Here is a 20,443-nt window from a genome sequence, read left to right on the forward strand (position 1 = left end):
AGACGATTTCATGCTCTCCTCCGTGGAAGCAGGGTTGAACTTCCGTTGGGCAAGGGTCCGGTCATGAGGCGCTCACGCACCCTCCCGGACCGTTCTGATGATCGCGTCCCTGGAGATGGACTCCCAATCCAGGAGTTCCCGAAGCTTGCCGCTTCGGGGCATCCGGCGCACGGCGAGGATACGCAGGGTGACGGAGAGACCGACCAGGACTTCCGCAACCGCCTCTCCCAGGCCGCCTTGGGCATAGTGGTCTTCAACAGTGACGACAAACCCGGTTTCGCGAGCAGCCGTGCGGATGCTCTTCCGATCCAGGGGCTTGATCGAGTAGCAGTCGATGACCCGGACCAAAACCCCTTGTTCTTCAAGAAGGTCGGCTGCGGCAAGGGCTTCGTGCAGGGTGATCCCGGCAGCGATGATCACGGCCTTGTCTTCGGGATGCTGGATCAGGACCTTGGAGCCGCCGATCGGAAACCGTTCGTCGGGTCCATACAGGACCGGCGTGGCCTGGCGGGTGGTCCGGATATAGGAGATCCCTTCATGGGCGGCCGCCTGCTCCACCAACCGCTCCGTGGACATGGCATCCGAGGGGTAGAGCACCACGCTGTCCAGCACGGTCCGGAACATGGCCAGATCCTCCAACCCCATCTGAGAGGTCCCGTCCTCTCCGATGGAGACCCCGGCATGGGAGCCGCAGAAGACGATCCGCCCTCCCGAATAGCGACTCATGCGAATCTGGTCGAAGGCCCGGGTCAGGAAGGCGGCAAAGGTTGAGACGAACGGGACCTTGCCTCGCAAGGAAAGGCCCAGGGCCGCCCCGACCATGTTCTGTTCGGCAACGAACATTTCAAAGAAGCGTTCGGGGTGCTCCCCGGCAAAGAAATCGGCATAGGTGGAGTTGCTGACTTCGGCATCGAGGACGACCATTCCCGGGACCTGGGTGGAGAGCCGTGCGAGGGCGTTTCCATACGCCTTTCTGGTGGCGACGGATTCATTTCTTTCGTACCCGGGGGGAGAAGCCTGAACAGGCCGGCCCTGTTCCGGGAGCAGGTCTTCAGGTTCCTGTATCTCCCCTCTGATGGAGTAATCCACCGCCCCAAGACCGGCCAGGGCGTGTCCCGCCTCTTCCTGGGGAACCGGCTTTCCATGCCACCCTTCCCGGTTTTCGAGCAGGGCGACCCCCCTGCCCTTCAATGTCCGGGCGATGATCATGGCCGGCTTGTCACGAACCACCAGCGCCTCCCTGTACGCCTCTCCAATGGATTCCAGGTCATGGCCGTCTTCGATGGTGATCGTCTGCCATCCAAAAACACCGATCCGTTGCGCATAGGCATCGAGGTCGTGGCCGTACATGGTCTGACCCCGCTGTCCCAGCCGGTTCACGTCCAGAATGCCGATCAGGTTGTCCAGCCGGTAGTGGGCGGCAAGCTGGATGGCTTCCCATTGCGACCCTTCGGTCATCTCGCTGTCGCCAAGCAGAACGAAGGTCCTGTAGGGCAACTTGTCGACGAATTTGGCGTTCAGGGCCATGCCCAGGCCGATGGAGAGCCCCTGGCCCAGACTTCCGGTGGACGCCTCGGTATAGGGGAAGGCCGGGGTGGGATGACCTTCGAGCGCACTGCCCATGGTCCGCAGACTGAGAATCTCCTCCTCGCTCACCTTTCCGGCCGCGGCCCAGAGGGCATACAGCAGAGGGGCGGCATGTCCTTTGGAGAAGATCAGCCGGTCGTTGTTCGGGTGTTCAGGAGCGTTCGGGGAGAACCGGAACGTCCCGCCGAAGAGAAGGGAAACCATGAGCTCGGTGGCCGAGAGGGAGGAACTCGGGTGGCCGGAGCCGGCCCGGGTGGTGGAGGTCAGGATCATGGAACGGATATTGCGACTCAGTTGTTCGAGGAGTTCGTACGCCATGGGGTCTCCTTCTGTATCAAGATCTTATGGGTATGGATCCGTACTTGATACCTTATTTGACATCCCTGTCTGTAGGGGAATCACATATTTTGTGTGAGAAGAAATCACAGGAGATGGGAATAATTCCCGGAGTTGCCAGGAGAGCATTCGGGATTATCATGAGGAAAAGTCACGGGAGACGGGAGTAATTCCCTTGTTTGGCATGGTTCTTGATGAATAGATATTGTTTCGAGGACTTGTGTTGCGAGAATCAAGTAAAGTGCCTGTATCGTGTTTTAGTACGGAAGAATGCGTATCCGTTGGCAAGTCAAAATTTTGCCATGTAAATTAAAATATAGTTCCGACGCGTAGCGAAGTTCGGCTTAGAATCTGGATTTTTTCTCCGTGGATCAAACAATAGGTAAACGTATGCAACGCCGCAGTGTACCAGATCAAAATATGAAATGCACTGATTCAGGATATTCAGGAATGAGACAAATACAGATGGCAAATCTATTTTTCCGACAATGGATTCAACGAAGTATGCTGGTTATTCTACTTCTTGCGCTCGGCTGTGGATTCGCACCTGTTTCCGCGAATGCCGATATTCCCAAACTGCCGCGATTTCCATCGATCAGTCCTGATGGTTCAGAGATTGTTTTCAGTGCCGGAGGAGATCTCTGGATCGTTCCGGTACATGGCGGCATGGCGAACCGGCTGACCGGGCATCGTTTCGACGACCTGCATTCCAGTTGGAGCCCCGACGGTCAATCCCTTGTCTTCACGTCGATGCGAGACGGCTATATGAACCTTTGGCGCATTCAGCGCGACGGCACGGGGACTGTTCAGCTGACCTACAGTGATCGCTTCCTGCGGGCACCGCATTGGTCGATTGATGAAGAAGGCAGGGAGATCGTCACCTTCTCGGGTCTTCTTGAGGCCGATGTCTACCGTGATCAGCGTCCTTACCGGATATCACCGCAAGGCGGGGAACATGAGCTCCTCCATCACGCCTTCGGTTCCGAACCGCGCTTTTCTCCGGATGGTCGACGCGTCGTCTTTACCCGCGGTGGTTATTATCACGACTGGAATCATCGACGGTATCGCGGACCGGATGCAATGAACGTCTGGGTTCTGCACCAATCGGAAGAGCGTTTCGAGGCCGTCACGGAATGGGAAGGCGACGACGGGAATGCCAAGTGGGTGGACAACGATACGCTGCTCTTCATGTCTGAACGCCAGCTCGACACCGTCAATCTCTACCGTGTCAACCTGGATGACGACAATCGTGCTCTTCAGCGGATCACGCATTTTCAAGGACGCGGTGTTCAAGATTTTGACGTCTCAAGGGATGGAAGCATGGCCGTTCTTCAGGTCTGGGATCGGCTGTACACCCTGAACCTTGCTGATCCCCAGGCTGAGCCGGAACCGATACATATCCAAACGGGCGATGATGGCCGGGATGACCATATTTTGCGCTGGATCGACCGGGACGTTACCGAGGCCGCACTCAGTCCGGATGGGCAAGTCATGGCCTATGTTGCCTATGGACGAGTCTACATCCGCAATGTGGACGAATACAGTCCCACCCGGGCGGTCATTCCGGATACCCATGCCCGTCACCAGGATATTGCATGGTCTCCGGATGGGCTGCATCTGTATTTTGCAAGCGATGCCGACGGTACGCTCTCGATCTACAAGGCCCAGGTGGAACTGACCCGGGATGAAATCCGTCTCGCCCACCAGCAACTCCCGACGCGTGGCGAGCTTCTGGCGAAAAGCACCGCTACGCACGTCTCGCGCGGGACCGAAAGTATTTCCGAAAGCACGCATCAGTATTCCGAACATTCCGTGAATTCGGATACGGATGATCCTTTTGGGCCGCTGCCCCCCAACAATCCACTTGACCCACCTCATCCACCTGACCCGCAAGATCCGTCCGAACCAAAACCGACCGGAGAGCCGGCTGATGTCCCTTCCTCTTCCCAGGAAGAGAGCCATGCCACGGAGAAGTCGAAGCACGTGACCGGCCAAGAAGACCCTGCTCGTTGGCACGATGCCGTTCAGTTCCGGGTCTTGCCCGTTGTCGTGGAACAGAGCAACGACCGTGGTGTTTCACCTTCCCCTGATGGTCAGTCCGTCGCATTTCGCCGTGGACGTGGAGATCTGGTTGTGATGGATCTTCTCACAAACGACCTTCGAACGCTTGTGAAGGGCTGGGACAGCGATCTGCATTGGCGCTGGTCGCCGGACGGGCGGTATATCGCTTATGACCAGAACGATCTGAACTTCAGCACAAATATATTCATTATTCCCGCGGATGGTTCCCACCAACCCGTGAACATTACCCGTCATCCACGCAACGATTTCAACCCCCGCTGGTCGGCGGACGGCAGAATATTGACCTTCATCTCCAATCGATCCGGTGACGGTTTCGACCTCTACAGGGTCACTCTCGATCCCGAGATGAATCATTGGACCCGGCGAGAGTTAAACAATTACTATGATCGAGCACGTGTCGCTGCCGGCATGCATCGCCCACTGCCTGTTCGCAAGCCTGGAACGGTACTCTCGCTGAGACAACCCGGATGGCAGACCGCCAAGGGGCTTGAACTGGAAAATGCCTGGCAGCGCGTGGAGCGCGTCACGGCATCTCCCGATCATCAGACAGCCAACGAGATGACCCCTGGCGGCGACCGGTACGTCTTCAATTCCGGCAAGGAAGGACTGATCGCCGTGAATTGGGACGGGAGCGACCGCCGGCGTCTGGGGCCACGGGGAAACGTCCAACACCTCGATGGTGTCGGTAACCGAGTGATCTATATTGCGGATGGGCGTGTCGGCATTGCGCCGCTGGACGGGAAAGCGCACACGCAGGTTGATATCTCTGATCGTATCCGGATCGATCTTCGAAAAGAGTCTTTGCAGAAGTTTCGGGAAGTGGCGCGAGTGATCGAGGAAGGTTTTTACCGGCCGGACATGAAGGGCTTGAACTGGAAGAGGCTTGTCGCTGATTACGAGGAACTCATTGTCCGGACTCGGACCGCAAGTGAATTCAGCGATATCGCCAATCGACTCCTGGGTGAACTGTCCGCTTCGCACATGGGACTCTCCAATCCGGGACCAGGTTCCGCATTACGCGACCCCTCAGGCCGTTTGGGTATCGAATATACGCGGGTGACTCTGGAGGATGAGAGGAAAGGGTATCTCATCACGAAGATCATTCCCGGAGGACCCTCGGACCGTGGACCTGTCCGCCTGTACCAGGGCGATATAATAACCAAAATTGATATGCAAAGCTTTGACGAACAGGACTCCTTGCTGGAGCGGTTGCGAGGAAAAGTCGAACAGGAAGTCGTTGTCGGCTTCGAGCGATCCATCAGCGGCAAACGTGTCGCCTCCCAGGCGATCCTGACTCCGATCTCTTTCAACGACTTCGCCGGACTGCGGTACAATGCGTTTCAGGAAGAGAGCCGGCGCAAGGCTTCGGAGCTTTCAGGCGGACGCATCGGCTACATTCATATCGAGGCGATGAATCAGGCATCGTTGGAAAAATTCCAGGCCCATCTGTACGCGGCTGCCGACTCGAAAGACGGCCTGATTATCGATGTTCGCAACAATGGCGGAGGACATACCAGCGACCGCATCCTTACTTCGATCATGACCGCGGAACATGCCTATACGGTCCCCGCTGGAGCCGATCCCCATTTGAACGGCCGCTATCCCCAGGATCGCCTGGACGCGCCACGCTATACCCTGCCGATCAACATGCTGGCCAATGAGAAAAGTTTTTCAAACTCGGAAATCCTGGCCCACGCATTCAAAACGCTGGGACGGGGCACATTGGTGGGAAAACAGACCTACGGAGGGGTCATTTCCACCGGGAGCCACTCTTTGATCGATGGGGCAACGGTCCGCCTGCCCTTTCGCGGGTGGTATCTCCCGGACGGCACCGATATGGAGCAAAACGGCGCAATCCCCGACCTGTTTGTTGATCACACTCCGGCTGACGAGATCGCCGGGCGGGATCGCCAACTTGAAGCAGCGGTCATAGATTTGCTTCAACTGACATCACGGCGCCCTTCCCGGAATGCATCATAAATTCGTAACTACTCAGTACATTTAGAGCCCGCTCTTGCTCCGGCAATCGGTACCGGGGTCGGAATCGGAATCGGGATCGGGATCGAAAACGCTGGGATGCGTTCTCAACTCTTCCTGTTTCGATACCGATACCGATACCGACCCTCCGATTGCCGGAACAAGAGCGGTCGCAAAACGTGCTGAGCAAATACTCCTATCCTCTCCTGCTTTTGTTCCATCCTGAGTGAAGCCTCATTCCGGCACTGGATTCCCGCCTTCGCGGGATTTTTTTTTTTTTACCACGCCGTCCCCCGAATCGGTCGTACCCGCTAGCTGAGTGTTGAAAAAGTCCTTATCCGGCAGTCCGTTCAAAAACCCCAAGTGCAAGGAGCAAAAAAAGTTCAAGGTCGAAGCGTATTTATTCATACGTGAGAGTTTGAACTTTTTGCAGCGACGCAGCAATTGGGAGTTTTTCAACGGACTGCGAAGGCGGGTATCCAGTCGCCCGAGGTTTGCGGCCTCCTGATGCCTGATGCCTAATGCCTGATGCAGGACGCCGCTGAGCAGGTGAGGCGGTTTTTATCCGAAATCATACGCCACCACGTAAGGTCTTGCCATCAATGGAAATGGCAATGGTGCGCCCATCTTCTCCTCCGTGATCAGGAACCCGGATCGAACGATCCCTTTACCGCCTCCTCGCAATCTTCCCGGGAGTTATTCCCGTCGCCTGTGAGATTTCTCCTCACACAAAACATGCGATTCCCCTACAGACAGGAATGCTCAAAAGATTATCCTCTAGTTACGTAGCGAGTGGTGTAGGTAAGGCAACCAAAACAAGGCAATATCCAAAATCGGAGGCTAAGCAAGACGTAAAAAACAATCGGCTTGGAGATCAGTGTCACTTCGATCAACTAAAATAACTTCATAAAGGAGAATGTTTATGAAAACTTTATTGGCAAGCATTATTATCGGATTACTGAGTTCGGGTCTCGCATTTGCCCAGGTTGAAAAGGATACTCAAACTACTCAGACTCAACAAAGAACTGGTGTATATCAGAGCGATACTGATACGCTAAATGATCAAGGTCGAAGTCAGCAATGGCGTCAGGATCAAGATCAATCGATGACGGACGACGAGGGTCGGGAGATTTGGGAGAGAGGCCAGGGGAGAGGCGAGATGCTGGAGCATGAAGAACAGGATAGCGATAGCCAGCCTCTGTGGCAGAGAGATCAGGATCGAGATGGCCGGCAGCAGATGCAGAGAGACCAGGGTACCGAGGGTCAACAGCAGATGCAGAGAGGCCAGGGTCGCGACGGCCAGCAGCAGATGCAGAGAGGTCAGGGTACCCAGGGTACCGACAGTCAGCAGCAGTTGCAGAGAGGCCAGGGTACCCAAGGTACCGACGGTCCGCAGCAGTGGCAGAGAGGCCAAGGTACCGACGGTCAACTGCGCGATGGCCGGCAGCAGTGACAGACTAGTGGACAGACTAGTGGATTGATGGCGGCAACAATGGCGAGATGACAATCAGCAACAAGGTCGTACAAAACCCAGCAGTTTCGGCACGGAAGAGTAGGCGACTATGTATGTATTGGCATAAAATCTTAAAGGAGAAGCATCATGAAGACACTCATCGTTAGCATTATTATCGGATTACTGAGTTTGAGTCCCGCATTCGCGCAAAGCACCATGGACACGAAACAAAAAGAAACTGATCAGAAACGCTCCGAACAAACGGGTGAGTATCAGACCGTGCCGAAATCTGATCAAGATCAACTAAAGAAAACCGATCAGGATCGTCGCTCTGGGCAGGAAGGCATGTCGCGTGACATGGACAAGAAACAGCGTGATATGGACAAGAAACAGAATGAAACTGATCAGACTCGGCGCCCTGGACAGGCTGGTGAACAAAGCGAGGTCTTGCCGAAATATGATCAAGATCGCCAAGTCACCACTGATCCCGCGCGTCCTCATCGGGCCACAGACGTAGAACCTCAAGAGGGATATCAGCGGGTATCGTCTGATCTTATCACCGCGGACGACCTGCAGAGCGCGAGTGTCTACGGCGCCAACAATGAAAATATCGCTGATGTCAACGAAGTCTTGATGACACCTGAAGGTAAAGTTGAACGAATTGTGGTGAACGTAGGCGGTTTTCTCGGCATGGGCGCACGCAGCATAGCTATCGATGTGAATGAAGCCGACATTCACAAGGATGCTGACAATGACGTTCGCGTCTACATTCCCATGAGTGAGGAAGAACTGCGTAAGATGCCTGAGTACAAAAAATAAAACGAACAGGTTGCTCCCTTGAGGCAATCTTTCTGAACTGTCCAGGCACGGAGAAATCTGTCGCCTGGGCAGTTTTTTGATTCAATTCTTCCGGCGCGAAAGCCATTCCCCATGAGAACGAGGACAACTTGCGGGCGTATGAGGCATAGTCGTGAAAGCGCAGTTCTTGAAAATATTCGTTCAGATCCATTCCAGCTTGTGGTTCATTCCGGTTGTCATGTCCTGCGTGGCAGTGGCCCTGGCTTTCATAACCACCGCTTCAAACGATCCCATTACGGATTTTTTGGAAAATTCATTGGACTGGACCTTTTCCGGCGGAGCCGAGGGCGCCAGTGCGGTCCTGAAAACCATTGCCGGTTCAATGATCACCATAGCCGGCGTCGTGTTCTCCATAACGCTGGTCGCTCTGTCGCTTGTTTCATCCCAGCTCGGCCCCCGGCTACTCCGGAATTTCATGCGGGATACGGTAACCCAGGTGGTGCTCGGCACCTTTGTCGCCACGTTTCTCTATTGCCTGGTCGTGCTGCGCACGGTGCGCCGTTCGGATTCTCCTGGAGACATAGTATTCGTGCCGCATTTGTCAGTGTCCCTGGGCGTCTTGTTCGCTGTGCTGAGCGTGGGAGTCTTGATCTACTTCATCCATCACGTTTCCGTTTCCATACAGGCCAACAAGGTTGTGGCCCGGGTCGGCGACGAGCTGCTCAAGACCATCGATGATCTTTATCCCCCAAAAACCGCGAGAGACACCCTGAAAACGGAAGATCTGCCCAGTGCGGATTTCATTGAGATGTTCTCCAGGGAGTCTCGTCCTGTTCCCGCAACCAACGACGGGTATCTTCAGTTCATCGACAAGGATGTCCTGATGGAATGGGCCGTAAGGGAGGATGCGGTCATCCGGCTGGAGCAGCAGACAGGACGATATGTTATCGCTGGACGACCACTGGTCCGGATCTGGCCGAGAGACAAAATCACCGACCAACTCCCCAAACAAATCAACCGGGCGATCGCCCTGGACGACGAAAGAACCCCGAGTCAGGACATCGAGTTCGCGGTCCTTGAACTTGTCGAGATTGCGTTGCGGGCGCTTTCCCCCAGTTTGAACGACTCGTTCACGGCAATCGCCTGCATTAATCAGCTGGGATCCGCCCTGTGCCGACTGGCTCAACGCGACATTCCGTCCCCGTATCTCCTTGACGATCAAAAGCAACTGCGGGTCATCGCGCCCACCAGGGGATTTTCAGAGATCGCGGACGCGGCATTCAACCAGATCCGGCAAAATGTCCGCTCCAATGTCCAGGTAACCATCCGCCTGCTGGAAACTCTGGCCACTGTGGCGTACTTCGTTCACCGTCCGGAAGATCGGGCAACGCTTTTGCGACAGGCTGAAATGCTTGTCCGGGGTGCGCGCGAAGGCTTGCCGGAAGAACTGGACCGCTGGGTCGTTGAAGAGCGTTATCAGGCTGTGGTTCGACTTTGCGAACCGCGGCAACAGGACGGAGAATGGGTGTGATCATCAAGAAACAGTATTACTGGGGGTATCTGGTTGTCGGGTTGAGCCTGGTGCTTACCTATGCGATCTATTTCGGTTCCATGTGGTTCTACGACGACTGGTACGATCACCGCCTGAAGTATCTTGCCAAAATCGGAAGCATGGGCACGACCATGCTGATGTGCTGGGCCCTGGTGCTGGCCGCGCGACTGCCTATCGTGGAGCGGTTGTTCGGAGGGCTGGACAAGGTCTACAAGGCGCACCGCAAAATTGGCGAACTCGCCTTGTACCTCATTGTCCTGCACCCGATATTTTTGGCCCTGAATCCGGAGTTCGACTTTGTTCGCTTTTTCTGGATAGCCCAACTGCCCGGCGAGGCGGAACATTATTATTTTGCCCGGATGAGCGGCCTGATCGCCCTGGCGGCCCTGGTCGCGCTGACGTCGTTGTCGCTCTGGATCTCACTGCCCTACCACCACTGGAAACAGACGCACAATTTCTTCGGCTTGGTGCTGGTGCTGGTGATATTCCACGCAGTCGTGGCTCAGGGCCAGATCATGTCGTATCCGCTGCTTGGGGCCTGGTTCGCCGTGTGGGCCGCGGTCGGGGTGTGCTGCTATTTCTATATCCGGGTGCTCTACCGCTGGTTCGGGCCGCTCCATAACTATCTCGTGGATCATGTCCGAATCCTGGGCGACATCACCGAAGTCCACATGCGCCCCCGGGATCCGAACCGGAAGATGGCCTTCCACCCCGGCCAGTTCCTGTACGTCTCTTTCGATTCACCGGATCTGCGATCCGAGCCGCATCCTTTCAGCATTTCGTCAGCGCCCCAGGCCGGGAACATCCGGATATCCGTCAAGAAAATGGGCGACTGGACAAAAGAGCTTCCCATCCTGAAGCCGGGTCAGCGGGCCTCCATCTGGGGGCCCTACGGCAAGTTCGGCGAGCACATGACGGAGCATGCGGACAAGGAAACCGTGCTGGTGGCCGGCGGGATCGGGATCACGCCGTTTTTGAGCATGGTTGAGAATGCGGATTTCCAGGCGGGCAAATACAACAAGGCGCATCTCTTCTACAGCGTGCAGGTACCGGAAGAAGCCTATTATCACGACGAAATTACGGACCTCGGCGTGAAAGAGGAATACCTGCACTACATCCCCCACTCTTCCGATTCCGAAGGGTATCTCACGCCGGAAGTCATCGCGGACCGGGTGGGCGACCTGAAAACCAAGGTCTACCTGATCTGCGGGCCGAAGGTGCTGATGGATTCCCTGCGGGATCAGCTCATGAAAGCCGGCGTGCCTTTTGAACAGATCTTCACGGAAGACTTCAGCATCATCTGACCATCGTGTGAAACCACAACTGCCTCAAACGGAGGAACGACATGAACCAGGAACATCAAAAAACGTCAAAGATTCTGGACGGCCAGACCGTCGTGGTCACCGGCGGGAGTTCGGGCATCGGCGCGGGCATTGCGCGGGCTCTGGGCGAGGCCGGGGCGAACGTGGTGGTCAATTACTCCGGCAGCCGCGAGGGGGCCGAGGTGGTGGTCGCGGAGATCAGGGATCAGGGCTCCCAGGCCGTTGCGGTTCAGGCCGACGTGAGCAGCGAGTCGGATGTGGAGGCCCTGTTCCGCCGGACCGTGGAAACCTTCGGCACCGTGGACATCCTGATCAGCAACGCCGGAGTGCAGCAGGACGCGGCCTTTACGGAGATGACCCTGGATGAGTGGAACTCGGTCATCAATATCAACCTGACCGGAGCCTTCCTCTGCGCCCGGGCCGCGACCAAGGAGTTTCTGCGCCGGGGCATGGTGCCGGAGCGATCTTCAGCCCTGGGCAAGATCATTTTCATCAGTTCGGTGCATGAGATCATCCCCTGGGCCGGCCGGGTGAACTACGCATCCTCCAAGGGCGGCTTGATGCTGTTCATGAAAAGCATCGCCCAGGAGCTGGGCGCCGAGGGAATTCGCGTGAACAGCATCGCCCCCGGCGCGATCAAAACGCCCATCAATCGCGATTCCTGGGATGACCCGGAAGCCAAGGCCGAACTGTTGAAGCTGATCCCGCGCAATCGGATCGGAGACCCGTCGGATATCGGCAAGGCGGCCTTGTGGCTGGCTTCGGACGAGTCGGACTACGTCCATGGCACGAGCCTGATCGTGGACGGAGGCATGATATTGTATCCCGGCTTCATCTCCGCCGGTTGAGCGGATAAAACTCGGCTCTTGATGTAATCGGCCCCTTCTGAAATGACAAAAGGAGTAGATGAATATGCGATTAGCTGATTTTATTCGAGCAGAAATAGAGCCAATTCTTCAGGCCTGGGAAGTATTTGCAAAAACCATCTTTCATGCCCGGCATATGGGCCAACACGGGCTGCGCGACCACGCCAAGGGCATGCTTCTGGAGATTGCCGACGATCTCGATACACACCAGAGTAAAACAGCAGACCGCCAAATCGAAAGGCTTAGAGGCGGTCTCTGGGGCGTACGATGGGCAGGAGTCTTCGGCAGACAAGCACGGTAGCGACCGACAGACCAGCGGCTTCAGCCTCATGGACACAATGTCCGAGTTTCGTGCCCTGCGTGCAAGCGTGGTGTCACAATGGATTAAAGCTAATCCAACGGTTACCGGGCAACAGCTTGAAGACCTTACCAGATTTCATGAAGCCATAGACCAGGCCCTCGTCGAATCGATGGAGCACTATACGGTCTTAAAAGAGATGGATACCCGGTTGTTCGGCACCATTCTGGTCGCATCGCCTGATCCGATTTGCGTGCTGGATCTCGAAGGCAGATTTAGTTATGCAAATAGGGCCACTGCCGATCTCTTCGCTCTGAATCCCAAGGCGATCATCGGACATTCCACCTCTGACCTCGGGTTTTCTTTCGCCTCAGACCTCCAGAGCAATCTTGAAAAGGTGATTGCTAACCAGTCCATCTACCGAGGCAATTTCAGCCACACTTTTGGTACTGGTAAGGGTGAAAGGTTCGCGTATCTGCTTGCGCCCGTGCTGGACGAGCATCAACACACCGAGGCGATTGTCTGCATTTTCCGGGATATTACCGAACAAGCGCTCGCCGAAGAAAAAATATGGCACAGCGCCAATCATGACCCTCTGACCGGGCTTCCGAATCGACGTCTTTTCCTGGATCGTCTCGAACAGGGGGTCACTCATGCAAAGCGCAGTAGCCTACCTCTTGCCGTACTGTTCCTGGATCTTGATGGCTTCAAGAAAGTCAACGATTCGCTCGGCCATGAAGTGGGTGACCATTTACTGTCTGACGTTGCAAAACGCATTACTGATTGTATTCGGGAGGAAGATACGGTTGCTCGTATGGGCGGCGATGAATTTACCGTGATTCTCACCGGCGCAAAGGAGCGCAATGGTGTTGAGCGTGTGGCCAAGGATATTATCGATGCACTCGAGAAGCCCTTCCTAATAGCACAACAGCCTGTCCAGATTTCCGTCAGTATTGGGATCTCGTTCTACCCCCACGACGCATCCTCTCCGCACGCTCTGCTGGAAGCCGCGGATCAGGCTATGTATAACGCCAAAAAATCCGGTTCAAACCGGATGTGGTTTTACGACACATCGGCTACTCGGCCAATAGCAATTCCACGTCTTAACGTCGAAGAACCGAAAGCTCTCAGGAAAACAGCAGATTGTAAAAAAACAGAATCGAGAAGAAGGCGTAGAACACTATCGCGAATCCAGTTGCCGTGGTGAAAAAGATGCCGGGACCGAGGTGGCGTGGAAGGCGGCTCAGGTTCAGATACAATGTCAGGGCGACCATGATCGGCAGGTGGGCAGCGGTGATGATGCCGGCAACGGACAGGATGACCACGGGGTTGCGCAGCAGCAGGAAGACGATGATCGGAATCCCGGTCAGGACAACCAGGATGTAACTGTTCATCAGCTGCCTGCGCAGCCCGGCTCGGGATCTTCCTTTCTCAAGACGTTTCATGGTCCGCGGCAGCAACATCAATGTCGCGTCCGCGTACATCCTCCCCCAGCCGTCCTGATTGGAGAGGATGGACCCCCACAAGGCCACGAAAATGCCGGCCACGAGCAGATACTGACCTGGTCCGCCCCAGACCTCGCCCAGCAACCTGGCCAGATCCTCAGCCACCCGGATGCCTTCGGGAATGACCCCCAGTGGCCGGAGCAGCTCCGCGCCCAGGGTGAGGAAGGAAAAATTGACAATGGTGGCGCCGAGCACGCCGATGGCCGCCGTGGTGGACATGATCACCAGCCAGCGGCGCAGCCGCGTATCGGCATCGCTGCGTTTGGTCGACGTTTCCGGAGGCAACGTGTCGTCTCCCTCAATAATCTCCCCGCCGTATCCCCGGGCCGCGACCCAGTAGGAGAACCACATCATGCCCGCGGCACCCGCCAGGAGAAAGCCGAACCAGGGCAGAATGAAATAAAGGTCAAAGTCCGGAACCATTGTGGGAATCAGTCCCCTGCCGTACGCCTCCCAGCCCGGAAAGACAGCGATTGCGGTCAAAAATACGGAAACGATCATTATCACCGCCATGACCGTGGTAACCAGCTCCAGCTTCTTGTATTGGCCGCTGATCACCAGCACGGCGGAAACAAGGATGATCCCCACCGACGCAACGGCTTGGTTCAGGGGCAGGACGATCACCAGCGCGCTCCCAACAAGGGCCGCGATGCCCGAGACCACAACGATGCCGCTGACAATGCCGGGCACGAAGATGAGCCATACGGCCCACCCCCTGGGGCCTTTCAGGCCCTCGTAGCCTTCGAGGATCGTGCGCCCGGAAACCACGGTGTAACGGCCGATCTCCCGGATGATCACCCAGGTCAGAAACGTCACGATGAGCGCCGCCCAGAGCAGGTCGTAGCCGTACCGGGAGCCGACCCTGGGCGTGAACAGGATCGATCCGGAACCCACCGAAGAGACCATCCAGACAAATCCGGGCCCAAACCATTTCAACCGTTCCCACTTGGTGGGCACGGGAGAAACAAATGCCCTGCGCTGCTCCTGACTCCGGTAGTCCGCACCCTGATTCATGTCGCAAATGCCATCATGGGCGACATGGCGGGTTTGGATTCACTGGTATCCGTCCGCTCAAACTGGACCACGATGGGCACGTTGGACTCGATCACGGCGCCGTAATCCGTATCCAGCGGAGGCGCCTCCGGGTTGATCAGGTTGTTCACGCGCACCCGCCGGATCCGACGCGGCGGGATATCCAGCTTGTACGGCCCCACCGGTTCGCGGTCAGCATAGAACAGGGTCACCTTGACCTGCGCCTCCCGGTACCCGACATTGAGGAAACACAACTCGTCCCGGCTGGTGTTTTCAGGCTCCCGCCCGGTACTGCGCAACGGAATACGCCCAGCCGAAATCATCCAGACCTTCCGTCCCATTTTCATCATTTCCACGCCCCCCATAAAGCTTCTCTTTCGGTATCGGTATCGGCATCGGGGTCGAATTAGGATTGTTGGCGAACACAGTATCGATCCCGATCCCGATACCGATACCGACGCCGACCCCCATGATTTCTGACTTCTGACCTCTGAATTCTATCACTATCCCCCTACCCTTCCTCAAAAATCGTCCGTAGATACGCATTCATGAACACCCCTTCCGGGTCCATGGACCGACGGATTCCCTGGAAATGATCCCAGCGGGGGTACAGCTGCTTCAGGTTCGTGGCGGTCTGGTAGTGCTTCTTGCCCCAGTGCGGCCGACCGCCGTATTTGGTCAGGTACGGCTCGATGTCCCTGAAAAATGCGTCATGGGGCAGGGACGCGTTGTGGTGCATGGAAATGGTGGCCGAGGCCCTGCCGTACGCTCCGCTCAACATGGCTTCGTCCGCGGCCACGGTTCGGTACAGGACCCGCCAACCGACATCCTTCCTATGAACGTCCTTGATCCTCTGGCGGATCTCTTCAAAGCAGGGCGGACCGTTTTCAATGGGCAGCCAGTATTCGATTTCATCGAACTTGTTACCCCGCGACCGGGGGATGACGTCGCCGCTCCAGCCCGTCCGTTCCTTCTGGCACCAGGCATAGGGGATGTCCTTCGGCCCTGTACCGGGAATGTTCAGGGTCCTGAGTTTGGCCTCATCGCTGCGGGGGTACCAGTAGAAATCAAAATTGCGGTTCGAGGCGATGAGCTTGTCCAGGTTGACCATGCAGTCCTCGATATGGGTGCACCATTCCTTGCGGTGCAGGTGAAAGGCGGGCACCAACTTGAGCCGAAGTTCGGTGAAGATACCCAGAGTCCCCAGGGCGACCCGGGCGGCCAAGGTGAAGTCGGGATCGTCCTTAATGCTGAAATCGACGATCTCACCCTTGCCGTTGACAAGCCTGCCCCCAACAAGATGGTTGGACATGGTCCGGAGATTTCGTCCCGTGCCGTGCGTTCCCGTGCCGATGGCACCGGCCAGGGCCTGAAGATCCACGTCGCCGAGGTTCTCAAGGGCCAGGCCATGCTCAAGAAATATCTCGTTGGCCTCCGTGAGCATCGTTCCGCCACGGATGGCGATTGTCGCCCCATCCCTGGCCACGAAGCCATTGAAGTTTTTCATGGACACCAGGATGTCCGGCGTCTGCACCAGAGGCGTCGAGGAATGGCCCGCACCACTGACACGAACCGTTTGCTTCTCGTCTCCGGCCCGGCGGATGATCCGGGCAAGCTCCTCTTCGTTCTCGGGAACAACCACGGCAGCAGGTGTAAACCGCACGCTTCCGGACCAGTTCGACCATTCGCTCATCGTCCGCTCTCCTACTGATTAAAGATGAATGCTGAATGATGAACCGCCCGCTTCGCTCAAGGCGCGGAGGACGCTAAGGAAACATTTGGAAAGCAGGGAAAAATTATTCTTTGCGTCCTCCGCGCCTTGAGCGAAGCGGGCGGTTCATTTTTTTTCGCGCAGAGCCTTTCTTGCCAGATCATCCAGGTCTTCATCCGTAACCATTGGCAGATACCGCTTTCGATACAGTTCGTCATGAAAGATACTCAATATGGCAATCAGAGGCGCAGCAATCAGGACACCCAATACGCCAAAAGCCGCAACGGATAAAAGCATCGCAAAAATTACAGCTAATGGATGCAATTTCATTCCACGCGCCATGATAAACGGCTCAAGAAAATTACTTTGCAGACCTTGAATCACGACATACGCAAGAAGAACCCATAATGGAGTCATTCCACCAGCTCCGAAAGCGAGCAACAGTGCTGGTATGGCACTCAAAAACGGGCCAAGAAATGGTATGGCACCCATAAGCGCCGCGAAAATTCCGAGAACAAGAGCGTCCAAAAATCCAAAAATTATCCACATAAAGATAAAAACAAGCAGGCCGATCGAAGCCATGTCCAAGAGCATCGTTCCTGCCCACTTCGGTGCAAATTCGGTGATTCGCTGAAGAAGGATTTGGGCTTGATCATGGTTGCGCTTGGGTACAAGTAAAAAAATCGCCCTAAAAATCGGACGTGGATTCATGATTGTAAACAAAACGCCGAAAAAGACGGTCACCAATACGATGAAGATTTGACCGGCATTGAATGCCACCGCGGTAAAGTTACCCAGCAAATCCTGAAACATTCCGGTGATATTGGAACGAAGAGTTTCGCCTTGATCAGAGGATTTTGATACTTCATCGGATTCCTCCTCGCCAGCAGGTTCGACAGTTTCCGGGTCATCCCGTGCAATTTCAGTGGAAACTTCCTCCTGCAACTTCTCTTCGGAAAGTATGGCTTGCTGCTCAAGTCGAATCAGAGGCTTCTGAATACGCTCCCAGTATTCAGGTATCTCCCTCGTGAGATTTTCGACGGATTCCTTCATCGGCCCGAACATTGTCCAGCCCGCCAAAACGATGCTTCCGAGAAAGCCAAGCGTGAACAGTCCGGCCGCGAGTCTTCTGTTGCGTGTCACAACCTGTATCCGCAAAATCACTGGATTGATTGCCAGCGCAATGAGCATGGTGAGCACAAAGGACAACAGAATCGGAGACAGCAACCAATAAGCTTTGATAAAAGCATAAATCGCCGCTGCCAGGACTATATAGAAAGAAAGCGAGCGAGGCTTCACTTCAATTGCAGGGTTGCTTTCCATGCATTATTCTCTTCTTCTCCGAAAGATCTCCTTGGAACGGAAACTCCAATCATCCAAGGTTCTGCGCCGCGAAATCCCAGTTGACCAGATTGTCCAGCACTGCCTTGACGTAGTCGGCGCGACGGTTCTGATAATCCAGGTAATAGGCGTGCTCCCACACATCAATGGTCAACAACGGCTTCATTCCGTTGGTCAACGGCAGATCCGCGTTACCGGTCTTGACCACCTTGAGCGTGTCCCCGTCCAGCACGAGCCAAGCCCAGCCACTGCCGAACTGGGCAGTTGCCGCGGCGGCAAGCTCCTGCTTGCAGGCCTCGACACTGCCGTAGGATGCCTCCATTCTCTGTTTGAGTGCCGCGGGTGGTTCGCCTCCGCCCTTTGGCTTCATGCTGTTCCAGTAGAATGTATGGTTCCATATCTGCGCCGCGTTGTTGAAGATCTCCATCTTTTCCGGCCGTCCCGCACTACCGGAAATAATCTCCTCCAATGACGATCCAGCATATTCTGTTTCGGCGATAAGGTTGTTCAGTTTGTCCACATACCCTTTGTGATGTTTCCCATAATGAAAACCGATCGTTTCTGCTGTTATGACCGGCTCCAATGCGTTCTCGGCATAAGGAAGAGGTGGTAATGCAATGGGTGATGCTGCCTGAACAGACCTGGGAAGACCGAGACCACCCATCATGAGCCAGCCCGCGGTGCCCATGGATGCGATAAGAAAAACGCGACGATCAAGCATAGTCTTGATTGCATTTTCTCTGTTCATACCAGCGTCCTTTTGCGATACGTTTTCAATCTTTTCATTTGTCATTGTTTGAACCCTCATATTCAAATTTAGTTTCGTGCCGTGCTTTCAGTGCCACACATCACCATTTGAGACGATTAACAACCGGATAATTATAATTCTTCCACACCTTCAAGGTCGCTGTTCGCCGGTCCGCTTATGACCCGCCCGTAACGGTCGTAGCTTGAACCGTGACATGGGCAATCCCAGGTCTTCTCCAAGGGATTCCAGCTTACCATGCACCCAAGGTGTGGACACACGGCTGAGCGCTCATGCAGGGTTCCTTGTTCGTCACGGTATACCGCAAGCTTCCGCAGCCCTCGTCGAATGATCGCCCCTTCGCCCTGGGCAATCTCTTCGGTTGAACCCACGTCCCCCCCTGTCAAATAATCCTCGGCGTACTGCACGGCGACATCGATATTCTCCTTGGCATATTCCAGAAAGGCACGGAGAGACTTGCGAGAAGGATCATAGAGCGGTACCCAGGAGCTTTCGCGCCCGACAATTAAGTCCGTGATGAGAATTCCCGCAATGGTGCCATGCGTCATGCCCATTCCTGAATCTCCGGTAGCGATAAAAACGTTTCGCGGGTCGCCTGGATTGCGTCCGATGAAGGCAATGCCGTCAACGGGCTCCATAACCTGACCAGACCAGGCAAACACTATCCTTTCAATCATCGGGAATCGCTCACGTGCCCACGCTTCAAGATTCGCGTGCCGCTGCTCGCCGTCTTCCGCGTGTCCTGCTTTGTGATCCTCACCTCCGACGATCAGAACATCGTACGGGTCACCATCTCCAGAGGAAATACTGTGAATCCTGACGTAGTGGTATGGATCGGCTGTATCCCAGTACAAAGCTCTTGTAACCGAACCGCGTGAAATCCGTGCGCCGATCACATAGGTCTGATAAGGGGCCTGTTTGGTGTGGATGGTGACGATGTTGTTTACCGGAGTGTTCGTGGCGATCACAATCGCAGTAGCGGTCACTACGTATCCATTGCTTGTTTCGACCCGCGCCTGCGCGCCTCCCTCCATAGTGCTTGCGTGTGATCCGGTGAAGATGCGCCCGCCGTCGCGTTCAATGGCGCGACTGAGCCCGGCCAGATACTTCACGGGGTGGAACTGCGCCTGTCGGGGAAAGCGCAAACACAATCCGGTGTCGAAAGAATCAATTGGCGCACGCTCAACCTGCTCAACATCCCTGAGTCCCGCGCGATGCGCGGCCTTCACTTCACGTTCGAGCACGTCTTTTGAGTCCCCGGGTGGAACGAACAGGTAGCCGTCAAGGCGTTCGAAATCACAATCAATTCCCTCTTCCGCAATGATGGCCTCGATGCGGTCAATCGCCGCCGTGTGACTTTGGGCGGCGATCCGAGCCCCCTTTTCGCCATGCAGACGCTCGATCTCAAAATAGCCGTCGTCAATAGCATTGGATAGGTGAGCCGATGTACGCTCCGTCATTCCTCCACCAATTCGCCCGTCATCCAACACAACCACCGATCTGCCCTCGCGCGCGAGGAGATATGCGATGGTCATGCCGGCTATCCCCGCGCCGACAATGCACACATCAGCATGCGTATTCTCGGTGAGAGGGGAATGTTCCGGCACTTCCGCCGTTGCCACCCAAGTCGATATCGTTTGTCGGGAATGACTGTCCATTTTTCCTTACCATTACTTGTTTTTAACTGAGTCCGGCGAAAGCCCATAGGACCTTCGCCGGAGCTTTATCTGAGTGTTGAAAAAGTCCTTATCCGGCAGTCCGTTCAAAAACCCCAAGTGCAAGGAGCAAAAAAAGTTCAAGGTCGAAGCGTATTTATT

At 55.5% G+C, this 20,443-nt stretch carries 15 protein-coding genes; 7 read left to right on the forward strand and 8 right to left on the reverse strand.

Annotated elements, in window-relative coordinates; all coding sequences use genetic code 11:
* Nucleotides 1–72: 72 nt before the first annotated feature.
* Nucleotides 73–1,905, reverse strand: a complete 1,833-nt coding sequence (locus DESLA_RS0105830; protein ID WP_028571729.1) for a transketolase — start codon at nucleotides 1,903–1,905, stop codon at nucleotides 73–75.
* A gap of 468 nt (nucleotides 1,906–2,373) precedes the next feature.
* Between DESLA_RS0105830 and DESLA_RS19005 the strand changes: the two genes are divergently transcribed.
* Nucleotides 2,374–5,985: a S41 family peptidase gene (locus DESLA_RS19005; protein WP_245590011.1), complete on the forward strand. Its 3,612-nt coding sequence runs from the start codon at nucleotides 2,374–2,376 to the stop codon at nucleotides 5,983–5,985.
* Between the two features lie 1,051 nt (nucleotides 5,986–7,036).
* Here the strand turns inward: DESLA_RS19005 and DESLA_RS22785 are convergent.
* A complete protein-coding gene (locus tag DESLA_RS22785) occupies nucleotides 7,037–7,396 on the reverse strand; it encodes a hypothetical protein (protein WP_156932878.1) in 360 nt (119 codons plus the stop codon).
* A 186-nt stretch (nucleotides 7,397–7,582) separates the two neighbouring features.
* Between DESLA_RS22785 and DESLA_RS21555 the strand changes: the two genes are divergently transcribed.
* From DESLA_RS21555 to DESLA_RS19025, 6 genes are all read left to right on the forward strand, one after another.
* Complete coding sequence (locus DESLA_RS21555) at nucleotides 7,583–8,254, forward strand: PRC-barrel domain-containing protein (RefSeq protein WP_051434428.1); 672 nt, start codon at nucleotides 7,583–7,585, stop codon at nucleotides 8,252–8,254.
* A 151-nt stretch (nucleotides 8,255–8,405) separates the two neighbouring features.
* Nucleotides 8,406–9,764: a DUF2254 domain-containing protein gene (locus DESLA_RS19020; protein WP_035261429.1), complete on the forward strand. Its 1,359-nt coding sequence runs from the start codon at nucleotides 8,406–8,408 to the stop codon at nucleotides 9,762–9,764.
* Complete coding sequence (locus DESLA_RS0105860; RefSeq protein ID WP_028571731.1) at nucleotides 9,761–11,089, forward strand: ferredoxin reductase family protein; 1,329 nt, start codon at nucleotides 9,761–9,763, stop codon at nucleotides 11,087–11,089. Before DESLA_RS19020 ends, DESLA_RS0105860 begins: the two co-directional genes overlap by 4 nt.
* Before the next feature lie 41 nt (nucleotides 11,090–11,130).
* Nucleotides 11,131–11,955, forward strand: coding sequence for a glucose 1-dehydrogenase (locus DESLA_RS0105865; RefSeq protein ID WP_035261433.1), 825 nt, complete (start codon nucleotides 11,131–11,133; stop codon nucleotides 11,953–11,955).
* A 64-nt stretch (nucleotides 11,956–12,019) separates the two neighbouring features.
* The gene (locus DESLA_RS23290) at nucleotides 12,020–12,274 is read left to right on the forward strand and encodes a hypothetical protein (protein WP_028571733.1); all 255 of its coding nucleotides are present in this window, start codon (nucleotides 12,020–12,022) and stop codon (nucleotides 12,272–12,274) included.
* 28 nt (nucleotides 12,275–12,302) lie between these two features.
* Nucleotides 12,303–13,478 carry a GGDEF domain-containing protein gene (locus DESLA_RS19025; RefSeq protein ID WP_211239033.1) on the forward strand — a complete coding sequence of 392 codons (1,176 nt, stop codon included), beginning with the start codon at nucleotides 12,303–12,305 and terminating at the stop codon, nucleotides 13,476–13,478.
* Here DESLA_RS19025 and DESLA_RS0105880 read toward each other — a convergent pair.
* The 6 genes from DESLA_RS0105880 to DESLA_RS0105905 form a co-directional block, all read right to left on the reverse strand.
* Nucleotides 13,399–14,790 (reverse strand): Nramp family divalent metal transporter, encoded by a 1,392-nt coding sequence (locus tag DESLA_RS0105880; RefSeq protein WP_028571735.1) that lies wholly within the window; start codon nucleotides 14,788–14,790, stop codon nucleotides 13,399–13,401. The two genes, DESLA_RS19025 and DESLA_RS0105880, sit on opposite strands and share 80 nt — an antisense overlap.
* Entirely contained in the window at nucleotides 14,787–15,149 is a 363-nt protein-coding gene (locus DESLA_RS0105885) for a sensory rhodopsin transducer (protein WP_211239034.1), read from the reverse strand. Before DESLA_RS0105885 ends, DESLA_RS0105880 begins: the two co-directional genes overlap by 4 nt.
* A gap of 170 nt (nucleotides 15,150–15,319) precedes the next feature.
* Nucleotides 15,320–16,501, reverse strand: coding sequence for a D-arabinono-1,4-lactone oxidase (locus tag DESLA_RS0105890; protein WP_028571737.1), 1,182 nt, complete (start codon nucleotides 16,499–16,501; stop codon nucleotides 15,320–15,322).
* 144 nt (nucleotides 16,502–16,645) lie between these two features.
* Nucleotides 16,646–17,842: an AI-2E family transporter gene (locus tag DESLA_RS0105895; RefSeq protein ID WP_028571738.1), complete on the reverse strand. Its 1,197-nt coding sequence runs from the start codon at nucleotides 17,840–17,842 to the stop codon at nucleotides 16,646–16,648.
* A gap of 49 nt (nucleotides 17,843–17,891) precedes the next feature.
* Entirely contained in the window at nucleotides 17,892–18,581 is a 690-nt protein-coding gene (locus DESLA_RS0105900) for a superoxide dismutase (protein ID WP_435050755.1), read from the reverse strand.
* Between the two features lie 158 nt (nucleotides 18,582–18,739).
* Nucleotides 18,740–20,284 (reverse strand): FAD-dependent oxidoreductase, encoded by a 1,545-nt coding sequence (locus DESLA_RS0105905; protein WP_028571740.1) that lies wholly within the window; start codon nucleotides 20,282–20,284, stop codon nucleotides 18,740–18,742.
* Nucleotides 20,285–20,443 lie beyond the last annotated feature (159 nt).

Source organism: Desulfonatronum lacustre DSM 10312 (assembly GCF_000519265.1).
Lineage (GTDB): Bacteria > Desulfobacterota > Desulfovibrionia > Desulfovibrionales > Desulfonatronaceae > Desulfonatronum > Desulfonatronum lacustre.

What these genes read in the sequence shown, in the direction of transcription:
- DESLA_RS0105830 (WP_028571729.1), bottom strand. Translation starts at nt 1,905, where the DNA reads ATGGCGTACGAACTCCTCGAACAACTGAGTCGCAATATCCGTTCCATG.
- DESLA_RS19005 (WP_245590011.1), top strand. Translation starts at nt 2,374, where the DNA reads ATGAGACAAATACAGATGGCAAATCTATTTTTCCGACAATGGATTCAA.
- DESLA_RS21555 (WP_051434428.1), top strand. Translation starts at nt 7,583, where the DNA reads ATGAAGACACTCATCGTTAGCATTATTATCGGATTACTGAGTTTGAGT.
- DESLA_RS0105865 (WP_035261433.1), top strand. Translation starts at nt 11,131, where the DNA reads ATGAACCAGGAACATCAAAAAACGTCAAAGATTCTGGACGGCCAGACC.
- DESLA_RS23290 (WP_028571733.1), top strand. Translation starts at nt 12,020, where the DNA reads ATGCGATTAGCTGATTTTATTCGAGCAGAAATAGAGCCAATTCTTCAG.
- DESLA_RS19025 (WP_211239033.1), top strand. Translation starts at nt 12,303, where the DNA reads ATGGACACAATGTCCGAGTTTCGTGCCCTGCGTGCAAGCGTGGTGTCA.
- DESLA_RS0105880 (WP_028571735.1), bottom strand. Translation starts at nt 14,790, where the DNA reads ATGAATCAGGGTGCGGACTACCGGAGTCAGGAGCAGCGCAGGGCATTT.
- DESLA_RS0105885 (WP_211239034.1), bottom strand. Translation starts at nt 15,149, where the DNA reads ATGGGACGGAAGGTCTGGATGATTTCGGCTGGGCGTATTCCGTTGCGC.
- DESLA_RS0105890 (WP_028571737.1), bottom strand. Translation starts at nt 16,501, where the DNA reads ATGAGCGAATGGTCGAACTGGTCCGGAAGCGTGCGGTTTACACCTGCT.
- DESLA_RS0105895 (WP_028571738.1), bottom strand. Translation starts at nt 17,842, where the DNA reads ATGGAAAGCAACCCTGCAATTGAAGTGAAGCCTCGCTCGCTTTCTTTC.
- DESLA_RS0105900 (WP_435050755.1), bottom strand. Translation starts at nt 18,581, where the DNA reads ATGCTTGATCGTCGCGTTTTTCTTATCGCATCCATGGGCACCGCGGGC.
- DESLA_RS0105905 (WP_028571740.1), bottom strand. Translation starts at nt 20,284, where the DNA reads ATGGACAGTCATTCCCGACAAACGATATCGACTTGGGTGGCAACGGCG.